At 64.5% G+C, this 20,757-nt stretch carries 19 protein-coding genes; 6 read left to right on the top strand and 13 right to left on the bottom strand.

Going from position 1 to position 20,757, the window contains the following annotated elements; genetic code table 11:
* Positions 1-63: 63 nt before the first annotated feature.
* The 7 genes from ACQ4WY_RS19540 to ACQ4WY_RS19510 all read right to left on the bottom strand — a co-directional run bounded on the left by ACQ4WY_RS19540 (position 64) and on the right by ACQ4WY_RS19510 (position 8,904).
* Positions 64-1,299 carry an argininosuccinate synthase gene (locus tag ACQ4WY_RS19540; protein ID WP_219118262.1) on the bottom strand — a complete coding sequence of 412 codons (1,236 nt, stop codon included), beginning with the start codon at positions 1,297-1,299 and terminating at the stop codon, positions 64-66.
* A gap of 69 nt (positions 1,300-1,368) precedes the next feature.
* Positions 1,369-2,289, bottom strand: coding sequence for an ornithine carbamoyltransferase (gene argF, locus ACQ4WY_RS19535; protein WP_092804135.1), 921 nt, complete (start codon positions 2,287-2,289; stop codon positions 1,369-1,371).
* Between the two features lie 285 nt (positions 2,290-2,574).
* Positions 2,575-5,424: a sensor histidine kinase gene (locus tag ACQ4WY_RS19530; protein WP_436505431.1), complete on the bottom strand. Its 2,850-nt coding sequence runs from the start codon at positions 5,422-5,424 to the stop codon at positions 2,575-2,577.
* A gap of 237 nt (positions 5,425-5,661) precedes the next feature.
* The gene (locus ACQ4WY_RS19525) at positions 5,662-6,078 is read right to left on the bottom strand and encodes a hypothetical protein (protein WP_436505430.1); all 417 of its coding nucleotides are present in this window, start codon (positions 6,076-6,078) and stop codon (positions 5,662-5,664) included.
* 281 nt (positions 6,079-6,359) lie between these two features.
* Positions 6,360-7,265 carry a ribosome small subunit-dependent GTPase A gene (gene rsgA, locus ACQ4WY_RS19520; RefSeq protein ID WP_436505429.1) on the bottom strand — a complete coding sequence of 302 codons (906 nt, stop codon included), beginning with the start codon at positions 7,263-7,265 and terminating at the stop codon, positions 6,360-6,362.
* The gene (locus ACQ4WY_RS19515) at positions 7,262-7,627 is read right to left on the bottom strand and encodes a 4a-hydroxytetrahydrobiopterin dehydratase (protein WP_436505428.1); all 366 of its coding nucleotides are present in this window, start codon (positions 7,625-7,627) and stop codon (positions 7,262-7,264) included. The genes rsgA and ACQ4WY_RS19515 overlap by 4 nt, the downstream gene beginning before the upstream one ends.
* Positions 7,624-8,904 carry a M48 family metallopeptidase gene (locus ACQ4WY_RS19510; protein ID WP_436505427.1) on the bottom strand — a complete coding sequence of 427 codons (1,281 nt, stop codon included), beginning with the start codon at positions 8,902-8,904 and terminating at the stop codon, positions 7,624-7,626. The genes ACQ4WY_RS19515 and ACQ4WY_RS19510 overlap by 4 nt, the downstream gene beginning before the upstream one ends.
* Positions 8,905-8,960: 56 nt before the next feature.
* On the opposite strand from ACQ4WY_RS19510, the gene orn reads away from it, so the two are divergent.
* The gene (gene orn / locus ACQ4WY_RS19505; protein WP_170840539.1) at positions 8,961-9,557 is read left to right on the top strand and encodes an oligoribonuclease; all 597 of its coding nucleotides are present in this window, start codon (positions 8,961-8,963) and stop codon (positions 9,555-9,557) included.
* A gap of 136 nt (positions 9,558-9,693) precedes the next feature.
* On the opposite strand, the gene ACQ4WY_RS19500 is transcribed toward orn, so the two are convergent.
* On the bottom strand, positions 9,694-10,035 hold the full coding sequence (locus ACQ4WY_RS19500; RefSeq protein WP_436505426.1) for a hypothetical protein: 342 nt from the start codon (positions 10,033-10,035) through the stop codon (positions 9,694-9,696).
* Positions 10,032-10,976, bottom strand: a complete 945-nt coding sequence (gene gcvA / locus ACQ4WY_RS19495; RefSeq protein ID WP_070220093.1) for a transcriptional regulator GcvA — start codon at positions 10,974-10,976, stop codon at positions 10,032-10,034. Before gcvA ends, ACQ4WY_RS19500 begins: the two co-directional genes overlap by 4 nt.
* A gap of 231 nt (positions 10,977-11,207) precedes the next feature.
* Here gcvA and ACQ4WY_RS19490 point away from each other — a divergent pair, with 231 nt between their 5' ends.
* From ACQ4WY_RS19490 to ACQ4WY_RS19470, 5 genes are all read left to right on the top strand, one after another.
* Complete coding sequence (locus ACQ4WY_RS19490; protein ID WP_058051029.1) at positions 11,208-12,107, top strand: DMT family transporter; 900 nt, start codon at positions 11,208-11,210, stop codon at positions 12,105-12,107.
* Between the two features lie 208 nt (positions 12,108-12,315).
* Entirely contained in the window at positions 12,316-13,410 is a 1,095-nt protein-coding gene (locus ACQ4WY_RS19485) for a hemin-degrading factor (RefSeq protein ID WP_436505424.1), read from the top strand.
* Positions 13,398-14,324: a heme/hemin ABC transporter substrate-binding protein gene (locus tag ACQ4WY_RS19480; RefSeq protein WP_436505423.1), complete on the top strand. Its 927-nt coding sequence runs from the start codon at positions 13,398-13,400 to the stop codon at positions 14,322-14,324. Before ACQ4WY_RS19485 ends, ACQ4WY_RS19480 begins: the two co-directional genes overlap by 13 nt.
* Entirely contained in the window at positions 14,321-15,373 is a 1,053-nt protein-coding gene (locus ACQ4WY_RS19475; RefSeq protein WP_436505421.1) for a FecCD family ABC transporter permease, read from the top strand. Before ACQ4WY_RS19480 ends, ACQ4WY_RS19475 begins: the two co-directional genes overlap by 4 nt.
* A gap of 10 nt (positions 15,374-15,383) precedes the next feature.
* Positions 15,384-16,172, top strand: a complete 789-nt coding sequence (locus ACQ4WY_RS19470; protein ID WP_436505420.1) for an ATP-binding cassette domain-containing protein — start codon at positions 15,384-15,386, stop codon at positions 16,170-16,172.
* Between the two features lie 17 nt (positions 16,173-16,189).
* On the opposite strand, the gene ACQ4WY_RS19465 is transcribed toward ACQ4WY_RS19470, so the two are convergent.
* Genes ACQ4WY_RS19465 through ACQ4WY_RS19450 form a run of 4 tightly spaced genes read right to left on the bottom strand, consistent with a single transcriptional unit; the run spans position 16,190 to position 20,691 of the window.
* Entirely contained in the window at positions 16,190-16,624 is a 435-nt protein-coding gene (locus tag ACQ4WY_RS19465) for a hypothetical protein (RefSeq protein ID WP_353658319.1), read from the bottom strand.
* Entirely contained in the window at positions 16,621-18,060 is a 1,440-nt protein-coding gene (locus tag ACQ4WY_RS19460; RefSeq protein ID WP_436505419.1) for an efflux transporter outer membrane subunit, read from the bottom strand. The genes ACQ4WY_RS19465 and ACQ4WY_RS19460 overlap by 4 nt, the downstream gene beginning before the upstream one ends.
* Positions 18,057-19,139 carry an HlyD family secretion protein gene (locus tag ACQ4WY_RS19455; RefSeq protein ID WP_436505418.1) on the bottom strand — a complete coding sequence of 361 codons (1,083 nt, stop codon included), beginning with the start codon at positions 19,137-19,139 and terminating at the stop codon, positions 18,057-18,059. The genes ACQ4WY_RS19460 and ACQ4WY_RS19455 overlap by 4 nt, the downstream gene beginning before the upstream one ends.
* Positions 19,140-19,167: 28 nt before the next feature.
* Positions 19,168-20,691 carry an MFS transporter gene (locus ACQ4WY_RS19450; RefSeq protein ID WP_436505417.1) on the bottom strand — a complete coding sequence of 508 codons (1,524 nt, stop codon included), beginning with the start codon at positions 20,689-20,691 and terminating at the stop codon, positions 19,168-19,170.
* Positions 20,692-20,757 lie beyond the last annotated feature (66 nt).

The following is a 20,757-nucleotide window of genomic DNA, read 5'->3' as shown; positions in this document are numbered from 1 at the left end:
CGTAAAAAAGCCGCCCGTGGGCGGCTTGGGCTGGCGCGGGAGGCAGTGCCTCCCGCTAACTAATTACTTCTGACCGCGCTTTTCGCGGGCGATGGCGGCGATGCGCATGCGCAAGGCGTTCAGCTTGATGAAGCCGCCGGCGTCGGCCTGGTTGTAGGCGCCGCCGTCTTCGTCGAAGGTGGCGATGTTCATGTCGAACAGCGAATCCGTTTTCGAATCGCGCGAGACGACGATGACATTGCCCTTGTACAGCTTGATGCGTACCCAGCCGTTCACGGTTTCCTGCGTGTGGTCGATCAGGGTTTGCAGGGCGACGCGCTCGGGCGCCCACCAGTAGCCGTTGTAGATCATCGAGGCGTAGCGCGGCATCAAATCATCTTTCAGGTGGGCCACTTCGCGGTCCAGGGTGATCGATTCGATGGCGCGGTGGGCTTTCAACATGATGGTGCCGCCCGGGGTTTCATAGCAGCCGCGCGATTTCATGCCGACGTAGCGGTTTTCCACCAGGTCCAGGCGTCCCACGCCATGCTTGCCGCCAACTTTGTTCAGTTCGGCCAGCACGGTGGCAGGCGACATGCGCACGCCGTTGATGGCGACGATGTCGCCTTTTTCGTATTCGATGTCCAGGTATTCCGCTTCGTCCGGCGCCTTTTCAGGGCTGACGGTCCAGCGCCACATGCTTTCTTCCGCTTCGGCGCTCGGGTTTTCCAGGTGGCGGCCTTCAAAGCTGATGTGCAGCAAGTTGGCGTCCATCGAGTATGGCGCGCCGCCATTCTTGTGTTTCATGTCGATTTCGATGCCGGCGTCTTCCGCGTACTTCAGCAGTTTTTCGCGCGACAGCAGATCCCACTCGCGCCATGGAGCGATGATTTTCACGCCTGGCTTCAGGGCGTAGGCGCCCAGTTCAAAGCGCACCTGGTCGTTGCCCTTGCCGGTCGCGCCGTGCGAGATGGCGTCGGCGCCCGTGGCGTTGGCGATTTCGATCAGGCGCTTGGCGATCAGCGGACGGGCGATCGAGGTGCCCAGCAGGTATTCGCCTTCATACACGGTATTGGCGCGGAACATCGGGAAGACGAAATCGCGCACGAATTCTTCGCGGACATCTTCGATATGGATGTTTTCCGGCTTGATGCCGAATTTGATGGCCTTGGCGCGCGCCGGTTCCAGTTCCTCGCCCTGGCCCAGGTCGGCCGTGAAGGTGACGATTTCGCACTGGTAGTTATCTTGCAGCCATTTCAGGATGACGGAGGTGTCGAGTCCGCCCGAATAGGCCAGGACTACTTTTTTAATGTCGCTCATATTGCTTCCAGTTGTCGTTGTCGATGTATGTGTTGCGATGCTGCCGGGAGTTCTGCAGTTCCAGGCGAATTATTGGATTTTACCGAGTAACAGGTATTCAATCAGCGCTTTTTGCACGTGCAAGCGGTTTTCCGCTTCGTCCCACACCACCGATTGCGGGCCGTCGATCACTTCGGCGGCCACTTCCTCGCCGCGGTGGGCGGGCAGGCAGTGCATGAACAGGGCGTCGGGCGCGGCGCGGGCCATCTTCGCGCCGTCGACGATCCAGCCGTCGAAGGCGGCGATCCGGGCCGCGTTTTCCGCTTCGTAGCCCATGCTGGTCCACACGTCCGTGTTGACCAGGTGCGCGCCTGCACAGGCGTCGGAGGGATTGGCGAAGAAGGTGTAGCGCTCGGTCTTGACTTGCGACAGGTCGATGTCGTAGCCCTTGGGTGTCGATACATTGACGTGGAAGCCGAACACTTCGGCCGCCTGCAGCCACGAGTACAGCATGTTGTTGGCGTCGCCGATCCAGGCGACGACCTTGCCGGCGATCGAGCCGCGGTGTTCGATGTAGGTGAAGATGTCGGCAAAGACCTGGCAAGGGTGGTGTTCATTGGTCAGTCCATTGATCACCGGCACGCGCGAATTGGCGGCGAAACGCTCGATGATTTCCTGGCCGAAGGTACGCACCATGATGATGTCGCACATGCGCGACATGACCTGGCCCGCGTCTTCCACCGGCTCGCCGCGGCCCAATTGAGAGTCGCGCGTGTTCAGGTAGATGGCGGCGCCGCCCAGCTGGTGCATGCCGGCCTCGAAAGACAGGCGGGTGCGGGTCGAGTTCTTTTCAAAGACCATCACCAGGGTGCGGTCGATCAGTGGATGGTAGATTTCGTAGTTCTTGAACTTGCGCTTGATCAGATGGGCGCGTTCGATCACATATTCGTACTCTTCCAACGTGAAATCGGAGAACTGGAGGTAGTGCTTGATCGGTTTTTTTGTCGACATAATGACCACTTGAAGATGCGCAGGCCGCCGGCGGCGTGCCTTTCCCGCCGGGTTGCATCAGCGTAAAACATCTCGTGCTGATGACTGCCTCGCCCGGCGCGCTGCTGTGTTGATCGGTGCCAGCGCGACGCCTGTCGCGCGGTACGATGCGGTTTGCCAAGTTGAAAATAATGCAATGGCAAGTACTTCAGCCGTTCAATTATAAGGGTTTTGCTTTTAGATTGGAAAGACTGGCCGGGCGCGTACTTGTATAGGCAAGCCTGCGCCCGGGCAAAGGGTGGTGGATTAATAGATGCTGGCGGGCGCAGCGCCGTCCAGCTGGGGCGCTACCAGAGGCAAGTCCAGGGTGAAATGCGTGCCGGCGGGGCTGCTGGCCACCTGAATGGTGCCGCCCAGCAGGGCCGTGACGATGTTGTAGCTGATCGACAAACCCAGGCCGCTGCCACCCTGGCCCAGCTTGGTGGTAAAGAAGGGGTCGAAGATGCGCGACAAATGCTGTTCGGCGATGCCGCCGCCATTGTCCTCGAAGACGATCTGCACGCGCGCCGCTTCCGTCCTGGCGGACAGGCGCATGCAGCCCGTGCCGGCGGCGCCATCGTTGGGCGTGGGGGCGAAGGCGTGCAGCAGGGCATTGTTGATCAGATTGGTGATCACCTGGCCGAGCGGGCCGGGATAGCTGTCCATGGCGATGCCGAAGTCGATCTCCACTTCGATGCGGTGGCCCGAGCTGCGGATGCGGTTCATGACGGTGGCGATGATTTCATTGCTCACTTGTTGCAAGTCAAACCGGCGCCGCTGCTCGGTGGTGCGGTCGACGGCCACCTGCTTGAAGCTGTTGACCAGATCGGCCGCGCTGCGCAGGCCGCGCATCACCAGCGCCGATGCCTTGCCCGCATCGTCGATGAAGGCGGCCAGGTCCGAGCGGCGCAGGCCGGGACCGGTCATCAGGCGTTCCAGGTCTTCCGTCTTTTGTTGCATGGTGCTGGCGATTAATAAACTGTTGCCGATCGGGGTATTGAGTTCATGCGCCACGCCGGCCATCAAGGAACCGAGGGCGGCCAGTTTTTCCTGCGATACCAATTGCGCCTGTGCATCTTGCAGTTGCCGGTAGGCGCTGGCATTGTCGAGCGCGATGGCGCCATACGCGCACAGGGTGCGGAAGATCAGGCGTTCGCGTTCGCCGTAGGCATGGGCATGGCAAGCTTGCACCGTCATTACGCCCAGTACGCGCTCGCCCACCGTCAAGGGCACGTACAGCACGCTCTGGTTATGCAGGGTGCCGGGCACCGTGTAGGCGTGGCGTTTCGGCGGTACCTGGTCGATATACACTTCGCGCCGGCCCAGCAGGCAGCGCACGGAGTAGGCGCGCGGGTTGCTCAGCGGAATGGCATTGTCGGACAGCGGCCGGCCCGCTTCCATGCCGTGCGCGCGGCGCAGCGCCGTGCCCCCTGCGTCGAGCATGTAGACGGCGAAGGTGTTAACTGGCAGCAAGGCATGCACGTGGCGGTCGAGTACCTGGAATACGGCGCTGGCGTCGAGGTGGGTGGTGATTTCCTGGCCGATGGCCGACAGCCGTTCCAGGGTGTCGCTGGTCTGCTGCAGCACTTCGGCGCGGCGCGCTTCGGAGGCAGCCAGCTCGCGGTGGTGATAGCCTTCCGAGCGCGCATGTTCCGTCTGGTGGTAGATCTGCATGGCGGTGGCGCGGTTGCTCGCTTGCTGGGTGTGGCTTTTTTCGCGCGCCATGCCTGCATCGAGGGCGATATCGTAGGCGCGCGCATAGTCGCCCGCGTGCGCGTATTCGCGCGCCAGCGCATCGAGCAGTTCGCCGGGAGGCGAATAGCCTTCGATGGAGGCAGCCACCTGCAGCGCCTGGTGCAGGAAATGCAGGGCGGAATTACGTTCCAGCATGCCTGCGGGCGGCGGCAGCTCGTGACGCGCATGCAACATGGACAGGACGCGCAGCGCCGCCACCTGGTGCATGGCGTCGCCCTGCGCGGTGGCCAGCTGGCAAGCCCGTTCGGCCGCCTGCAGCGCTTCGTCCGGACGGTCCAGGTAAGACAGCGCGTGGGCGCTGCCGCGCTGCGCCATGCTGCGGAAATCGGCCTGGCCCAGCGCCTCGGCGCGCTGCGCCAGCCGGTTGAAGGCATCGAGCGCCGTGTCGTAGTCGCCCTTGTCCAGGCTCAGCTCGCCCAGGTGGAACAGGGCGTTGGCATAGGTGCGCGCGCCCGCCACGGGGGCCAGGATGAGCAGCGCCTGGCGCAGCAAGTCTTCGGCGGCGGCCAGCCGCCCCAGCTTGCGCATGGTTTCGGCCGTATGCGTCTGGCAGGCGCCGATGCTGCGCGGCCAGCCGGTGGGGCGGGCGAGGTCCAGCGCGCACTGCATCCATTCGAGGGCTGATTCGTTGTCGTTGAGGCTGGCGAAACAGTCGCCGATATTGATGGCGGCCGTGATCGCGCCGCGCAGCTGGCCGCTTTCCAGCGCCGCCTCGTAGCTTTGCATGTAGTGGCCGGCGGCCGTGCCCAGGTCGCGCGAGGTGTGCGCCAGCAAGCCGCGGAAGTCATGCACCCAGGCAGCCAGCGGTGCGGGCAGCTTGCCGCTGGCGCTGTCGGCCTGGAAGTGGCCGGCCCAGCGCGCTTGCGCAGCTGGCGCATCGCGCAACACGGCCCAGCGCGCCGTGGCCGCGTCGGCCAGGCTGGCGCGCATCGCATCGCCGGCGCTGCGCGCTTGCTCTGCTGCGGCCCGCAGCTCGGCATCGCAGCGGGCATGGTCACCGCGGTCGACGGCAATCGAAGACAGTAGCCAGTGGGCGTCGGCGCAGCCGGCACCGTCGCCGTGCGCGCACAGGATGGCGTGCGCCGCCATGGCCAGGCTTTCAGCCGCATCGAGCGCACCTTGCAGCCATGCCACTTCCGCCTGCACCAGTTGCAAACGCGCCTGCGCGATGGCCAGGGCGTGGGCCGACAGCTGGGCCTGGGGCAGCAAGGCCGCCGCTTCGGCCGCATGATGCAGAGCTTGTGCGCAGTTGCGCTGGCGCAAATGCCATGCCAGCAGCATCAGCAAGGGCAGGCGCTCCAGGGCGCGCAATGGCCGCAGTGTGTCTTCCCACTGTGCAATGTCATGTTCGAGTGCGAACATTTCCATCCGAAATCTCCCGCAAGGCGATGGTGTTGGCCAGCGGCCAGTAACACCTCATTGGATCGCATTGTAAGCTGCATTCGGATGCAGTTGTTTGGCTGACTCGACAGTATTTTGTTGCGCGCGCCCTTTCAGCCTGCGCAAAGCAGGCGGGGCGTGCACCAGCCCCTGCCGGCTGATGCACGCCCCGTGGACCGCGTGGCGACGACCTGCCGGCCGTTTGCTGTGCCGCTTGCTTTAGCGGCCGGCGAAATGCACGGTGCTGGCCGTTTCACCCGCCTTGGCGACGGCGCCCGGAATATTGCTCAGTCCGGTAATGGCGATGACGTCGCCATCGTTGCGAAATTCCATACGGGTACCGCCGGCCGTTTCAAAGACACCCGGCGCGCGGCCGAACAGTTCTATTTCGGGCTGCCCCTTGATTTGCGTGAAATAGCGGTTGACTTGCTGGCGCAGCAGCAATGTGTCGCCCGTGTCGAGCTGGTAGCTATTGCCGTATTGGCTAAATTCCTGCGGGGCCAGTTTGTAGACCTTGCCGGAGATCTGGACCTTGTCCTGTTCGCCGATTTCCAGCGCGTTGGCGCTGAGGCAAGACAGGCCGAGGACGAGGGCGGCGCTACCGAGGGCGAGGGTACGCGAGAACGATGCTTTCATGATTTCACCTTGTGATCGAGATGCTGGTTGGAGTTAGACCAATGTTGTCTCCAGCAGGTTCGCTGGCGGGGACAATGCCAAGGTAGCAAGCGGACCGGCGTCATGCCAGCGCAAAGCGATGAAACGCAGGAATCCGGCGCTGAAACGCGAAATCGGACGATGGATGGTTTTGGAATGAATGCTGGAAAGTTGCCTATACAACAGAATTTAATTCTGCATTTTAGGAGTGGATAGCATTTTTATTGGTGTTGCGCCCGCTGCGATAGCGGGCGCCGTAAAGCTTAGTACAGGGTTTGCGCCGATTCGTGCAGCAACTGGCCATACAGGGTATGACGCATCTTGGCGATCTTGCCTTCAGACAAGGCTTGCAGGATGGCGCACTGCGGCTCGATCAGGTGGCGGCAGTTATAGAACTTGCAGCCGCCCAGGTAGGGCTGGAATTCGCGGAAGGCCCGCTCCAGCATGCCCTCGGACAGGTGGTACAGGCCGAATTCCTGGAAACCCGGCGAATCGATGATGGAGCTGTTCGCGCCCAGTTCGTCGAGCTTGTACAGGCGCGTAAAGGTCGTCGTGTGCTTGCCCGTGTCGAGCGCGGCCGAGATTTCCCGCACGGCGATGTCCGCGTCCGGCACCAGCAGGTTGATCAGTGACGACTTGCCCATGCCCGACTGGCCGATGAGGATAGACGACTGGCCCGCCAGCAGCGGCGCCAGGGTGGCCACGGCGTGTTCCGGGTCGGCGCGCGCCGACACTTCATCGACGGGATAACCCATCGAGGAATACGGTAGCAGGCGTTCGCGGGCGCGCTCCAGCGAAGCGGTCACATCCGTTTTATTCAGGATGATGCGCGCCTCGATGCCGGCCGCGTCGGCCGCCACCAGCGAGCGCGAGATCAGATCGTCGGCAAAGCCCGGTTCCGTCGCCACGACGATGAACAGCTGTGTCAGATTGGCCGCCAGCAGCTTGGATTTATATTGGTCCGAGCGGTACAGCAGGGTCTTGCGTTCCTCGATGCGGTCGATGACGGCCTGGTCGTTCGAGGTGCGCGTCAGGTGCACGATGTCGCCCACGGCCACATTGGTTTTCTTGCCGCGCGTCACGCATTGCAGCTTGGCGCCCTCCACGTCGGCCAGGTAGTGGCGGCCGTGGGCGGCGATGATGACGCCCGTCAACTTGCCTTCGCTCATGGGGCCACCTGGCTGCTCTGGTAGATGAGGTCTGCCTTGGCGGCGCAGATGAAGTCGTTTTCGGACAGGCCGCCGGCGCCTTGGTTAACCGAGTGCGTGTCGTAGCGCGCGGCGCAGGTTTTGTAAGTAATGATGAGCTCCGGATGGTGGTCTTGCGTATGGGTCATATAGGCCAGGGCGTTCACGAACGCCAGGGTCTGGTAGTAATTCTTGAAGCCGAAGTCGCGGCACAGCTTGCCATTTTGCAAGGTCCACTGGGGCAGCAAGGCGTGCAGGGTGGCGATGTCCGTGTCGCCCAGTGCCTGCTGGCGCGGCGCGCAGGACAGTTGGGCCAGGTCTTGCGAGGTCGATGGCGTATTCATGTGGCAGCCCCTTTCAGGTGGCGGATGCGCACGCTGGCCGGCGGGTGCGAGTCGTAGAAGGCCGAGTGCAGCGGGTCGGGCGTCAGGGTCGACGCATTGTCTTCATACATTTTCACGAGCGCCGAGACCAGGTCGTCCGCCTGCGTGTGCGTGGCGGCAAAGGCATCGGCCTCGAATTCGTGCTTGCGTGAGCTGAGCGAGGTCAACGGTCCCAGCAGGAAAGTGAAGACCGGCAACACCAGCATGAACAGCAGCAGTGCCAGTGCGTCCGTCGGCTGGCCCGTCAGCGCCAGGGCGACAGGGTCCACGCCCAGGCCCGCGTAAAACCACGGCTGCGTCTTCAGGAAGCCCAGCAGCGCCAAAAAGCCCAGCGAGATGACGAACATCATGACTATGCGCTTGACGATGTGCTTGAGCTTGAAGTGGCCCAGTTCATGCGCCAGCACGGCTTCGATTTCCTGCGGCGCCAGGCGCGACAGCAGGGTGTCGAAGAAGACGATGCGCTTGTTGGCGCCAAAGCCCGAGAAATACGCATTGCCGTGGGCGCTGCGCTTCGAGCCATCCATGACGAACAAGCCTTTCGAGGCGAAACCGACGCGCTGCATCAAGCCTTCGATGCGGCTTTTCAGCGATTCGTCGGCCAGGGGCGTGAATTTGTTGAATAGCGGGGCGATGACGGTCGGGAACAGCACCATCATCAGCAACTGGAAGCCGCTCCAGACGAACCACGCGTACAGCCACCACAGGTCGCCCGACTTGGCCATCAGGGTCAGCACGACCCAGATCAGCGGCAGGCCGATGACGGCGCCCAGGCCCACGCCCTTGAGCATGTCCGTGAAGAACAGCTTGCGCGCCATGGTGTTGAAGCCGAAGCGCTGCTCCAGCACGAACTGTCGGTAATAGTCGAAGGGCAGGTCGATCAGGCCGGAAATGGCGGCAAAGGCGGCGATCAGGCCGATCTGATACAGCATGGGCGAGCCCGACCCCATCCATTCATGCAAGTACAGCGCCAGCCATTGCAGGCCGCCCAGCAAAGTGAAACCGATCAGCACGGCATAGTTGATCAGCAGGGTCAGCAAGCCGAACTTGGTCTTGGCCACCGTGTAGTCGGCCGCCTTCTGGTGCGCGGCCAGCGGAATCTTTTCCGCGAATTCGGGCGGGACCGCGGCGCGGTGCGCCAGCACGTGACGAATCTGCCGCGAAGCAAGCCAGAAGCGCACGGCCAGGGTCAAAACGAGGACGGATACAAACAAAATCGAAAACGCGAGTGAATACATTCTGTGCCTGTGAGAAAATGGCTGATTATTTAGTTTGATTAGGCCAAGAGAGAATTATGTCACAAGCGACCGACTTAACCGCATCCACCCCTGCACCCGTTGTCCCAGCACGTCCAAATGAGATGAACCTGGTCTGGGTCGACATGGAAATGACGGGCCTGGAGCCCGATACCGACCGCATCATCGAGGTGGCGGTGGTGGTGACGGATATGCATTTGAACCTGCTGGCCGAAGGTCCCGTATTCGTGATTCACCAGTCGGATGAAACCCTGAACAAGATGGATGCCTGGAACAAGGGCACGCACGGCCGCTCCGGCCTGATCGATAAAGTGAAAGCGTCGACCGTGACGGAAGCCCAGGCGGAAGCGGAACTGATCGCGTTCCTGAAAAAATACGTACCAGCAGGCAAATCGCCCATGTGCGGCAACACCATCGGTCAAGACCGCCGCTTCATGGTACGTGGCATGCCGAAGCTGGAAGCGTTCTTCCACTATCGCAATGTTGATGTGTCGACACTGAAAGAATTGTGCAAGCGCTGGAAGCCGGAAATCGCCACCGGCTTCAAGAAACACCAGAAGCACACGGCCCTGGCCGATATCCTGGAGTCGATCGAAGAGCTGAAGTACTACCGCGAGCATTTCATCAAGCTGTAATCGAAGACGCCTCACAAACCTACTGCGCGTCGGTATAGGCGGCCTGCGATGCTCACCGTACCTTCGTACGGTTGCGCTTCTTAGCCACCTCTCCCTTCCGCTCGCTACGGTTTTGTGAGGCGTCGCGAAGCTTCCGTTACAGTCGTACCGAGAAGGCGAGGGCGGACCAGACGCCGTCCTCATCCTCCCACTCCAGCGCAAACGCTCCCGTTTGTCGTAAAGCCGCGATCCAGCGCACTTCGCCAGGCTGGCGGAAATATCCCACGCACTGTCCGAACGGCTGGCCCAGCCGGCACAGCACCAATCCCTCACCCGCCACGGCGCACCATTGTTCATTGATGTCGATCAAGGCCACGGCCGGGTCGCCATAGAATTCGCCCAGCTCTTGCCGCCGTCCATCGGCCGCCGTTACGCTGGCCTGTTCATATTCATGCTGGACAATATATTCGGCGCTGCGCGCCAGTTCGCGGCGACTCATGCTGTCTCCACGGTGGGCCAGACGGTTTCCTGGTCGGCGCGCGCCTCGGCGATCAGCCATTCGCAGAATGCATGTACGAGGGGCCGCGTTTCCGCCTGGGGAGAGCGCAGCAGATAATAGCAGTGGGGCCCGCGCACGGCGTGTTCGAACACGCGCACCAGGCGGCCCGAGCGCAGATCGTCGCCGATCAGGGGGCTGGCGGCGATGGCCACGCCCTGGCCGCTGGCGGCCGCGTCCAGGCATAAATATGTATGTGAAAAGCGCGCGCCGCTGTTGCCGCTATTGCCGCTGTAATGCACGCCGCAACTGTGCAGCCAGCGGGTCCAGTCGATTTCGCCGGGCAGATGCACTTCCGGTTCATCGTGCAGCAGCGGATAACGCAGCAGGTCGGCGGGCTGGCGCAGGCTGGCCGCGTTGGCGCGAAAGCCGGGGCTGCAGACGGCGGAAAACCATTCTTCCATCAATAAATCGACTTTCAGGCCTGGATAGCGGCCCGGTCCCAGGCGGATGGCCACGTCGACGCCATCGCGCGCCAGGTCGACCGGGTGCATCGAGGCCAGCACGCGCAGTTCGATTTGCGGATAGCGGTCGCGCAGCCGGCCCAGGCGTGGCATCAGCCAGCGCGAGACGAGCGAGCTGGTGGCCGTCACCGTCACCACCTTGTCATCGCCCTGGCGCCGCGCCTGCTCGGACACATCAGCCAACTGGTTGAGGATGGGCCCCAGCGAGGCCGCATAGCGCTGGCCGGCGCTGGTGAGCACCACGCCGCGCGGCAGGCGCTGGAACAACACGATGCCCAGCCACGCTTCCAGCTGTTTCACGTGGTGGCCGATGGCGCCGGCAGAGACGTGCAATTCTTCGCCTGCGCGCTGGAAACCTTCATGGCGGGCGGCCGCTTCGAAGGCGTGCAGGGCGGCGAGCGGTGGCAAGGGACGTGACATAACACTCTTCAAGAGAATTGAGCCTCAGTATTATTTGGCCTATCCGTAAAGAATATTGGTTTGTTTCATTTTGCGCAAGCGAATATGATGCCGTCTATGCGTGAAGTGACCCGCAATATGATTCACGCATGAATCACCCCCAGCCTTGCTTGGCATTTATATTTACAACGCCTGGGAAAACCGTTGCGACGCGCAGCAGGTTTGCCCAGGTGTACTCAAAGAGGTTTAGTCATGTCTGATCGCCGCGCTGTTGCGCTGGTGTTGCTGTCGGCCGCCGGTTTCGGCAGTTCCGCAGTGTTTGCCAAGGCGGCATATGCGTCCGGGGTCAACCCGTCGACCATGCTGGCCTTGCGTTTCGTCATCGCCGCCATGCTGCTGCTGCCGCTCGTGTGGCTGGGCGGCTGGCGCTTGCCGCGCGGCCGTCTGCTGGCTGGCTACATGCTGATGGGCCTGATGTACACGGCCCAGTCGCAAGGCTATTTCAATGCCCTGATGTATGCCAGCAGCGGCCTGTGCGGCATGCTGCTGTACGTGTATCCCGTGCTGGTTACCATCCTCGCGCTGGCGCTGGGCTGGGAAAAGCTGGACCGGCGCATGCTGGTGCTGATGGCGCTGGCGATTGCCGGCATGGCCATCACCCTGGGCGGCAAGCTGCAGGGCCAGCCGATCGGCATCGCGCTGGCATTGATGGCCGCCGGTGTGTACGCCGTGTACATCCTGTTTGGCAACAGCCTGTCGAAAAGCCGCGAGAATATTCACCCATTGGCCGCTTGCGTGGTGATACTGGGCACGGCCGGCTTGTCGAACAGCGCGATTGCCTTGTGGCAAGGCGTGTCCTTGCCGGGCACGGCGACGGGCTGGCTGGCCGTCAGCGCCATCGCCCTGTTCTCGACGGCCATCGCCATTGCCGCCTTCTTTGCCGGCGTGGCGCAAATCGGCGCGGCCAAGGCGTCCATCATTTCCACGTTTGAACCTGTCATCACGATGGCCTTCGGCGTGACCTTGCTGAAGGAATCCGTCAGCGGCACGCAATTGCTCGGTGGCGCCATGGTGCTGGCCGCCGTGGTCTTGCTGGCGCAGCGACCCACTGCCAAGCCAGTATCCATGCCGGCCGTGCAGGCCAGCGCCTGACCTTTTTTTCCTGAACTGATCGGCAATACCGATCGGTCTCCTTTGCGCCGCGACGGGTTTCCTGTCGCGGCGCTTTTTTTTCGTCCGCTTTCAGGTGCGCACACAAATAAGCCTTGATTGCGAATGATTCTCATTTATAATCGATGTCAAGATTCCCCCACCACCAGCCAGCCCATGCCAGCCAGTGTTCGCCTTGAAAGGAGACACCGTGTCGAGCACCTTCCCCATTTGCAATACCGAGCTGGTCGCCAGTGAGTTTGCCCGCCTGCGCCGCGAAAAAAAAGCCCGCCACCGCGATATCGCCGAGGAACTGGCCATTTCCGAAGGCGAGCTGATCGCCTCGCATGCCGGCTTGTCGCTGGCGAATGGCGCCTTGCTGGGCGCCGAGCGCCTGCAGGCTGACTGGCCCGTCATCATCGCCGCGCTGGAACCGCTGGGCGAAGTCATGGCGCTGACGCGCAACGCTTCGTGCGTGCATGAAAAGACGGGCGTCTATCGAAAAGCCAGTCATAACAATCATGTGGGCCTGGTGCTCGGTGGCGACATCGACTTGCGCGTGTTTTACCGCCAGTGGGCGCATGGCTTTGCCGTGCGCGAGATGGGTGAGAAGGAAGTGCAGCGGAGCCTGCAATTTTTCGATGCGGCCGGCCATGCCGTGCACAAGATTTTCCTGAAGCCGCAAAGCGACATTGCCGCCTACGACGCGCTGGTGACGCATTTTGCCGACGCGAACCAGGCGGCCGGCATCGTCGTGACGGCGCCGGCGCCGCCGCCGGCCGAATTGCCCGACGCGCAGATCGACGTGGCCGGCTTTCGCGCCGCGTGGGCCGACTTGCGCGACACGCATGAATTTTTCACCGTGCTGAAAAAATATTCGGTCTCGCGCCTGCAAGGCTTGCGCCTGGCCGAGGCGCGCTTCGTGCAGCAGCTCGACAAATCCTGCGTGCTCGACCTGCTCAATAGCGCCGCCCTTGAAAAAGTGTCCATCATGGCCTTCGTCGGCAATGCCGGCATGATCCAGATCCATTCTGGCCCCGTGCACAAGATCGCCGTGATGGGGCCATGGATCAATGTCCTCGACACGCGCTTCAACCTGCATTTGCGCGAAGACCATATCGCCAGCGCCTGGGTGGTGAAAAAGCCGACAGTTGATGGCCTGGTGACGTCCGTGGAACTGTTCGACGCCAAGGGCGACACCATCGTCATGTTCTTCGGCGAACGCAAGCCGGGCATGCACGAGCTGTGCGAATGGCGCCATATCGTCGAAAGAGTGGCGCAGGAGGGCGAACTATGCGCCGCATGATCGCCGCCAGCGTGGCGCGCCGCATCGCGCTGAAAAAAATGGGAGCGGGAGCGCTGGCGCTGGCCGCGCCGATGCAGGTGCTGGCCGCCGTCAGCGACGCGGCCAAGCCGCTTGTCAAGGCGCGGCGCATCGTCAGCGTGGGCGGCGCCCTGACGGAAATCGTCTATGCGCTCGAGGCGCAGGGCGAACTGGTGGGCGTCGATACCACATCGCTGTATCCGGCCGTGGCGCAACAACTGCCGCAGGTGGGCTACGCGCGCACCTTGTCGGCCGAGGGCGTGCTGTCGCTGGCTCCCACGCAGTTGATCGCCACCGAGGAAGCGGGGCCGCAAGCGGTGCTGCGCCAGGTGCGCGACGCGGGCGTGCCGGTGGCGGTGCTGAACGCGAATAACAAATTCGAAGGCTTGCTCGAACGCGTGAAACAGGTGGGCCAGATCACGGGACGTACTGACCCCGCCGCGCGTTTGGCGCAAGTCTTGCAACAGCAGTGGAACGGCGCCCTGGCCAAGGTGCGCCAGCGCAGCCACGCGCCTGTGCGCGTGCTGTTCATTCTCGCGCATGCGCCCAACCAGGTGATGGTGGGTGGGCGCGAGACGGGCGCCGACGCCATGCTGGCGTATGCGGGCGCCGTCAACGTGATGGGCGGGCAGGGCGGATTTTCCGGCTACAAGCCGCTCACGCCGGAAGCCGTGATCGCCGCGCGGCCCGACATCGTGCTCGTCACGGACCAGGGCTTGAAGGCTTCGGGCGGCGTGGACGGCATCTTGAAACTGCCAGGACTGGCGCAGACACCGGCCGGGCGCAAGCACCGCATCGTCTCGCAGGAAGCCATGCTGCTGCTGGGCTTTGGCCCGCGCATGCCGCGGGCGCTGGCCGACCTGGACGCCGCCTTCGCGCAAGCCATGGCCGCATGAACGTGGCCTCGGTGGTGTCCGTCGCGCCCTGGCGCTGGCCACGCTGGAGCGCTGGCGGGCTGCTGGCCGCCGCACTGGCTTGCGGCTTGCTCGCCGCCGTGCAGGCAGGCGCCGTGCCGGTGACCCTGGCCGACTGGCTGGCGCCGTTTCAATCTGGCGACGCGGCGCAGTCCGGCGGCGCCTATGTGTTGTGGCATATCCGCCTGCCGCGCGCCCTGTTCGCGATCCTGATCGGCGCCGCGCTGGCGCTGGCTGGCGGCCTGACGCAAGGGCTGTTTCGCAATCCGCTGGCGGACCCGGGGCTGCTGGGCGTGAGCAGCGGCGCCGCCTGCGCGGGCGCGGCCACCATCGTCTTCGCGGCCAGCCTGCACGTGGCGCCCGAGCTGCGCGTATGGCTATTGCCGGCCGCCGCGTTTGCCGGCGCCATGCTCATTTGCGTGCTGCTCGACAGGGTCGCCCGCTGGGCCACGCCGGGCTCCATCGTCGGCCTGCTGTTGACGGGCGTGGCGCTGAACGCCATCGCGGTAGCTGTCATGGGCCTGTGCATCTACCTGGCCAGCGACGATCAATTACGCACCCTGACTTTCTGGACCCTTGGCTCGCTGTCGGCCGGCAGCTGGCGCCAGGTGGCGGCCTTGCTGCTGGTGCTGGCCGGCGCGCTGTGTGCCACGCGTGTCCTGATGCGCTCACTGAACGCGCTGGCGCTGGGCGAGGCGCAGGCGCTGCACGTGGGCATCGACGTGGGCCGGCTGCGCACGCAGGTGATCGTGCTGGTGGCCGTGCTGACGGGTTTTGCCGTCGCCTGGTGCGGCGGCATCGGCTTCATCGGTCTGATCGCGCCGCACCTGGTGCGCACCTGGCTGGGAGCCGATCAGCGCCGCGTGCTGCCGCTGGGGATGCTGATGGGCGGCTTGCTGCTGCTGTTGGCCGACACGCTGGCGCGCACGGTCGCCATCCCGGCGGAAGTCCCCGTCGGTATTTTCACGGCCTTGCTGGGCGGGCCCTTCTTCCTGATGCTGTTGCGGCGCTTCCGCCACAGCAGCAGCTGAAAGGATAAGCATGACGCCCCTGCTGGAACTCTCCTTCGCCACCACGCAACTGGGCCAGCAGTACTTTGGCCCCTTCAATGTGCAGGTGCATCCCGGCGAGCGCATCGCCATCCTAGGCCCCAGTGGCGCGGGCAAGTCGACCCTGCTCAAACTGATGGCGCGCGAATTGCATCCGCAGGCGGGCCAGGTGGCGTTCGCCGGCCGGCCGCTGGCGCAGTGGCCGCTGGCCGAACTGGCGCGGCGCCGCGCCGTCCTGCCGCAAGGGTCGAATGTGGCCTTCGGATTGCAGTGCGAGCTGGTGATCGGCCTGGGACGGGTGGCGCGCCTGATCGACCCGCAACTGGGACAGATCGTGCAGGGTGCGGCCGCCCTGGCGCATGCCGCGCATCTGCTGGGCCGCCGTTTGGACACCCTGTCCGGCGGCGAACAGGCCAGGGTGCAGCTGGCGCGCATCTTCGCGCAGATGTGGGATGTGCAGGATGGCTTGATATTGGTCGACGAACCGCTGGCGGCGCTCGATCCCGGCCTGCAGTTCGATCTGCTCGATAGCCTGCAGCAGTTTTGCGCCGCGCGCGGCCACGCCGTCGTCGCCATCCTGCACGACATCAATCACGCGTTGCTGGGCTTCGAGCGGCTGCTGCTGGTGCGCTCGGGCCAGCTGGTCGCCGATATCGCCAGCGATGCCGGCGCCGTGCCCGCCCTGGCCGCGCTGTACGGCATCGCCCTGACGACGGCGACCAACAGCGATGGCGACGTCTGCGTCATCCCTGCCAGAAGCGCGGTGCGCAGGGCAGCCTGACTCACTTATTCACTCGCTCACCAGACGTCCGCCGCGCGCGGCCGCGCCATCTGGCCGCTGCCCAGCAGCCACACCATCAGGGCCTCGGCCTGTTCGCGCGTGGCCGCCACTTCCTGCAGGATGCCGAAGGCTTTCATGGCGCCGGCCGCCATCGCCTGCAGGCGCGCGCGTTGTTCCGCGTCCGCCTCGACCGACACCAGGCCCCGGCAAAGGGCGGCCAGCGCTACCTTGTTGTGCTTGAGCCACAGGCCGCGCCGCTTGCGGTCGATGTGCGCTTCGTCGCTGCGTTCCTCTTCGAACAGCATGACGAACGGTTCGCCGTGGCGCAGCAGGGCGTCCATGTCGTTTTCCCACAGCGGGGCATAGCCGGTGACGGCCGTTTCAGGGCGAAAGCGCACGATGGGAAAGTCGCTGACATCGTGGATGGAGAAGTGTGCGGGATTCGGCTTCATGGCGTGCTTCCTTGCGAGGTGGTTGAAAATGCTTGCCAGCCGCCGCCCAGCGCCTTGTAGACCTGGACCAGCGACAGCGAAGCGGTGGCGCGGCTGTCGACCAGCGCCGCTTCGTTGTTCAAGAGCGTGTTTTGCACATGCAGCACGTTGATCAGGTCCGTGCCGCCCTGGCGATACTTCAGTTCCGCGCTGCCCAGCGCGCGCCGTCCCTGTTTGACGGCTGCATCGAGGCTGGCCTGGCGGCGGGCGTTGGCCTGGTAGCCCGAGAGCGCGTCTTCCACCTCGTGCCAGGCGGCCAGCACCGTCTGGCGGTAAGCGATGGCCGCTTCCTGCTGCTGCGCCTCGCGCAATTGCAGATTGCCGCGCAGGCGGCCGCCATCGAACAGGGGCACGCTGAAGCCGGGGCCGAAGGCAAAGCGCTTGGCGTCCCAGCCGATGTCGGACAGCTGCATCGCTTGCAGGCCGATGCTGCCCGAGAGCGTGATGCGTGGATAAAAATCGCCTTGCGCCACGCCGATGGCGGCCGTGGCCGCATGCAGCTGCGCTTCGGCGCGGCGGATGTCGGGGCGCCGCCCGGCCAGGCTGCTCGGCACGCCCAGTTGCACCTGCATGGCCACGGCCGGAATGTCCTTGCCGGCCGCCAGTTCCGCCTGCAAAGCTTGCGGCGGCAGCGCCAGCAAGAGGGCGAGGGCATTGCCCAGGCGCGCTTCGCGCTGCTGTAGCGGCGGCAGGCGCGCTTCGATGGTGGCCACGTGGGTCGCCGCCTCGGCTTCGTCGAGCTGCGTCGCCGCGCCTTCCTGCAGGCGGATGCGGGTCAGGTCCAGGGTATGACGGGCGATATCGAGCAGCTGCTGCGTGATGGCCAGCGTTTGCTGCGCGCCGCGCAACTCGATGTAGTCGCGCGCCGTCTCCGCCAGCACGGCCAGCAGCACGCCGCGCTGCGTTTCCAGGGCCACCTCGACCCTGGCGTCGGCCGCTTCCACTTCGCGCCGCACGCGGCCCCACAAGTCCAGCTCCCAGGCCGCATCGAGATTGCTTTGCCACAGGCTGTAGGCGGATTGGCCGTTGTTGCGCGACGGGTCGCTCAAGCCTTGTTCGCTGTTGCGCGCGCGGCCATAGCTGCCATTCGCGCCCAGGGACGGGCCTTGCGCGGCGCTGGCCACGCCGCGCGCGGCGCGGCTTTGTTGCAGGCGGCTGCCTGCCGCCTGCACGTCGAGGTTGGCGTCGGCGGCGCGCTGCAGCAAGGACGACAGGGTGGTATCGCCAAAGCTGTCCCACCAGCGCTGCTCGATGGCGCCATCCTGCCCTGCGGCGAAACGGGCATTCTCCACCTGGTGCCATTGCTGTCCCAGATCGTTGTGCGGGCGCTGGAAATCGCTGCCGACGCTGCCGCAGCCGGCCAGGCCCAGGGCCGTGAAGAGTATCAGTGCTTTCATCGCGCGCTCACCTGTTGCAGATGTTGACGGCGCATGGCCGTATCGATGCGCACTTCGGCCGACATACCCACGCGCAGGCGGGTGCCCCGGTCCCGGTCGTCATCCTGGCCCGGATCGAGCGCGATCCTGACGGGGATGCGCTGCACCACCTTGGTGAAATTGCCGGTGGCGTTTTCTGGTGCGATGGCGGCAAACGTCACGCCCGTGGCGGGCGCGATGCTGTGCACCGTGCCGTGCAGGAGCACGCCCGGATAGGCGTCGACGGCGATGCTGGCGCGCTGGCCCTGGCGCACGTGGGTCAGCTGGGTTTCCTGCAGGTTGGCGACGACGAAGCTGCGGTTCAAGGGCACCACGGCCATCAGGCTGGCGCCGGGAGCCACCAGGGCGCCGACGCGCACGGCGCGGCGTCCCACGATGCCGTCGATGGGGGCGCGCAGCTGCGTATGCGACAAATCAAGTTCTGCCCGTTGCAGGCTGGCGCGGGCGCGCAGCAGGGCCGCTTCGGCCGCGCCTTGCTGCGCCTGCAAAATTTCCGTCTGCTTGCGGGTGGAGACCAGGGCGGCGCGGTTTTGCGCCAGGCGCGCGCGGCTCACGTCGAAGCGCGATTGCGCCTGCTGCGCGTTTTGCACGCTGCCCGCGCCCTGGCCGGCCAGGTGCTGTGAACGGGCCAGCTCCTGCTGCGCCAGTTTGTCTTCCGCCTGGTTGGCGTCGACCAGGGTCGTGGCTTGCTCGATCACCGATTGCTGGCGCTGCAAGGTGGCGCGGGCATTGGCCAGCTGCGCCTCGGCGCCGGCTACTTCGGCGCGGGCCGAGGCGGCGGCGGCCTGGTAGTCGCGGTCGTCGATGTGGGCCAGCAGCTGACCCGCCTTGACAGTCTGGTTGTCTTCCACCAGCACTTCCCGCACGATGCCGCCCACTTTGGGGGAGAGCACGGTGTAGTCGGCGCTGACAAAGGCGTCGTCGGTGGTTTGTTCGTCGCCACGGACGAACAGCAGTTGCCAGGCGCAAAAGGCGAGGGCGCAGGCCAGCAGGGCCAGGCCGAGGATAAAAGCGCGCGAGCGCAGGATGGGGACATTCATAATAAAACTCTTTCGTAAAGATGAAAACTCAAGCGGCGCGCGGCGGATAGACGCGCGTCGGCAGGATGGGAATGATCAAAATCATGGCCAGCGCGATGGTGGCCACGGTGAGGTACAGGTCGGACGAGGTCAGGGTGACGACTTGCGCATGCATGCGCTGCGCCAAGCCCGGCACGTCCACGGCGCCAGGCAGGTTGCCCAGGCGCTCGCTGAGCACCGTCGAATGGAAATGGTTGCGGCGCGTGATCAGCGCATCGAGCACGCCGGTGGCGACGACGGCCGATATGCCCTTGATGGTGTTGAACCAGGCCGAGGCGAACGGGCCATCCTGCGGCGCCAGGCCCGTGGTGGCCAGCAGCAGCAAGGGAATCACGGCCATCGGTTGCGCAAAGATCTGCACCGCTTGCAGCAGGTAGAAATGCGTGCGTATCCAGTCCGGCGACATGCGCGCTCCCAGCACGCAGGACAGGGCCAGCAGGGCAAGGCCGATGGCCAGCACCCAGCGGCAGTCGACCGCGCGGATATTGCACAAGGCGGCCACCAGCGGCAGGGCGATCAACTGCGGCAGCGCCACCATCAGCATCACGGGCGCCGTTTGCAGCGGGCGATAGGCGTGCACCTGCGCCAGGTAGGACGAGGGAATCAGGATCACGGCCAGCAGCACGAACAGCACGCCGCCCAGGGTCAGCAGCGCGTGGCTGAGGTTGCGCCGCGACAGCAGCTGGAGCTTGAAGAACGGCAGCGGATGCGACCACTCGTTGATGAAGAACAGCACCAGCAGCAAGAGGCCGCCGCCCAGCAGCACGCAGATCAGCGGCGAGGCGAACCACGCCAGGCGCTCGCCCTGCAGCATGCCGACCACCAGCATGCTGATGGCGGGCAGGCCAAGCAGCAGGCCGCGCCAGTCGAACTGGCGCAAGCGCTCCAGGCGCAGCGGGTCTTGCGGCAAGCCCCAGGACACCATCAGCAGGGCGACGATGCTGCCCGGGACGATTTGCCAGAAGGCCCATTGCCAGCCCAGGTACTCGGTCCAGAACGCGGCCAGCGGCGTGCCCAGACTGGGACCGAAGGTGGCGCTCAGCGCATAGCCGCCCAGGCCATACAGCTTGATATTCGGTGGCAGAAAGCGCAGCGCTACCGTCATCAGCATGGGCGGCAAGGCGCCGCCGGCCGCGCCCTGCACCACGCGCAGGAACATCAGCACGGACAGGTTCGGTGCAAACGGGCATAGCAGGCCGGCGACCATGCAGACGAGGATGGCGGTGGCCGTCAGGCGGCGCAGCGAGAAGGTGACGGAGCACCACGGCGCGAACGCCATGGCCGACACCGAGGCGGCCGCATACAGGGCCACGAGCCAGCTGGCGTCGTCGCGCGCGATGCCCATGGCGCCGCGGATGTCGGCCAGCGCGACCTTGGTGATATTTTCATTCAGGCCGGACACCAGCACGGCCAGCAGCACGCCGGCCAGGCCCGTGGCCAGGCGCAGGCCGAAGATGGGAGGTGCGGGCGGCGTGGCCGCGGGGGCGGCGCCAGGAAGAGGTACAGCGGACACAGGGAACTCCGTGGATGAGGATCAGTCCACGCAGTATAGGTAGGGCTAAATATGATGAAAATTGAT

This window comes from Janthinobacterium salmonicoloratum, assembly GCF_051380845.1.
In the GTDB taxonomy this organism is placed as follows: domain Bacteria; phylum Pseudomonadota; class Gammaproteobacteria; order Burkholderiales; family Burkholderiaceae_D; genus Janthinobacterium; species Janthinobacterium lividum_F.
The sequence above is the reverse complement of the archived record's forward strand: the minus strand, read 5'-3'. Positions and strand labels throughout refer to the sequence as shown.

Excerpts from the sequence above, each read along its gene's own strand:
- ACQ4WY_RS19540 (WP_219118262.1), bottom strand. The coding sequence starts at position 1,299 with ATGAGCGACATTAAAAAAGTAGTCCTGGCCTATTCGGGCGGACTCGAC.
- argF (WP_092804135.1), bottom strand. The coding sequence starts at position 2,289 with ATGTCGACAAAAAAACCGATCAAGCACTACCTCCAGTTCTCCGATTTC.
- ACQ4WY_RS19530 (WP_436505431.1), bottom strand. The coding sequence starts at position 5,424 with ATGTTCGCACTCGAACATGACATTGCACAGTGGGAAGACACACTGCGG.
- ACQ4WY_RS19525 (WP_436505430.1), bottom strand. The coding sequence starts at position 6,078 with ATGAAAGCATCGTTCTCGCGTACCCTCGCCCTCGGTAGCGCCGCCCTC.
- rsgA (WP_436505429.1), bottom strand. The coding sequence starts at position 7,265 with ATGAGCGAAGGCAAGTTGACGGGCGTCATCATCGCCGCCCACGGCCGC.
- ACQ4WY_RS19515 (WP_436505428.1), bottom strand. The coding sequence starts at position 7,627 with ATGAATACGCCATCGACCTCGCAAGACCTGGCCCAACTGTCCTGCGCG.
- ACQ4WY_RS19510 (WP_436505427.1), bottom strand. The coding sequence starts at position 8,904 with ATGTATTCACTCGCGTTTTCGATTTTGTTTGTATCCGTCCTCGTTTTG.
- orn (WP_170840539.1), top strand. The coding sequence starts at position 8,961 with ATGTCACAAGCGACCGACTTAACCGCATCCACCCCTGCACCCGTTGTC.
- ACQ4WY_RS19500 (WP_436505426.1), bottom strand. The coding sequence starts at position 10,035 with ATGAGTCGCCGCGAACTGGCGCGCAGCGCCGAATATATTGTCCAGCAT.
- gcvA (WP_070220093.1), bottom strand. The coding sequence starts at position 10,976 with ATGTCACGTCCCTTGCCACCGCTCGCCGCCCTGCACGCCTTCGAAGCG.
- ACQ4WY_RS19490 (WP_058051029.1), top strand. The coding sequence starts at position 11,208 with ATGTCTGATCGCCGCGCTGTTGCGCTGGTGTTGCTGTCGGCCGCCGGT.
- ACQ4WY_RS19480 (WP_436505423.1), top strand. The coding sequence starts at position 13,398 with ATGCGCCGCATGATCGCCGCCAGCGTGGCGCGCCGCATCGCGCTGAAA.
- ACQ4WY_RS19475 (WP_436505421.1), top strand. The coding sequence starts at position 14,321 with ATGAACGTGGCCTCGGTGGTGTCCGTCGCGCCCTGGCGCTGGCCACGC.
- ACQ4WY_RS19470 (WP_436505420.1), top strand. The coding sequence starts at position 15,384 with ATGACGCCCCTGCTGGAACTCTCCTTCGCCACCACGCAACTGGGCCAG.
- ACQ4WY_RS19465 (WP_353658319.1), bottom strand. The coding sequence starts at position 16,624 with ATGAAGCCGAATCCCGCACACTTCTCCATCCACGATGTCAGCGACTTT.
- ACQ4WY_RS19460 (WP_436505419.1), bottom strand. The coding sequence starts at position 18,060 with ATGAAAGCACTGATACTCTTCACGGCCCTGGGCCTGGCCGGCTGCGGC.
- ACQ4WY_RS19455 (WP_436505418.1), bottom strand. The coding sequence starts at position 19,139 with ATGAATGTCCCCATCCTGCGCTCGCGCGCTTTTATCCTCGGCCTGGCC.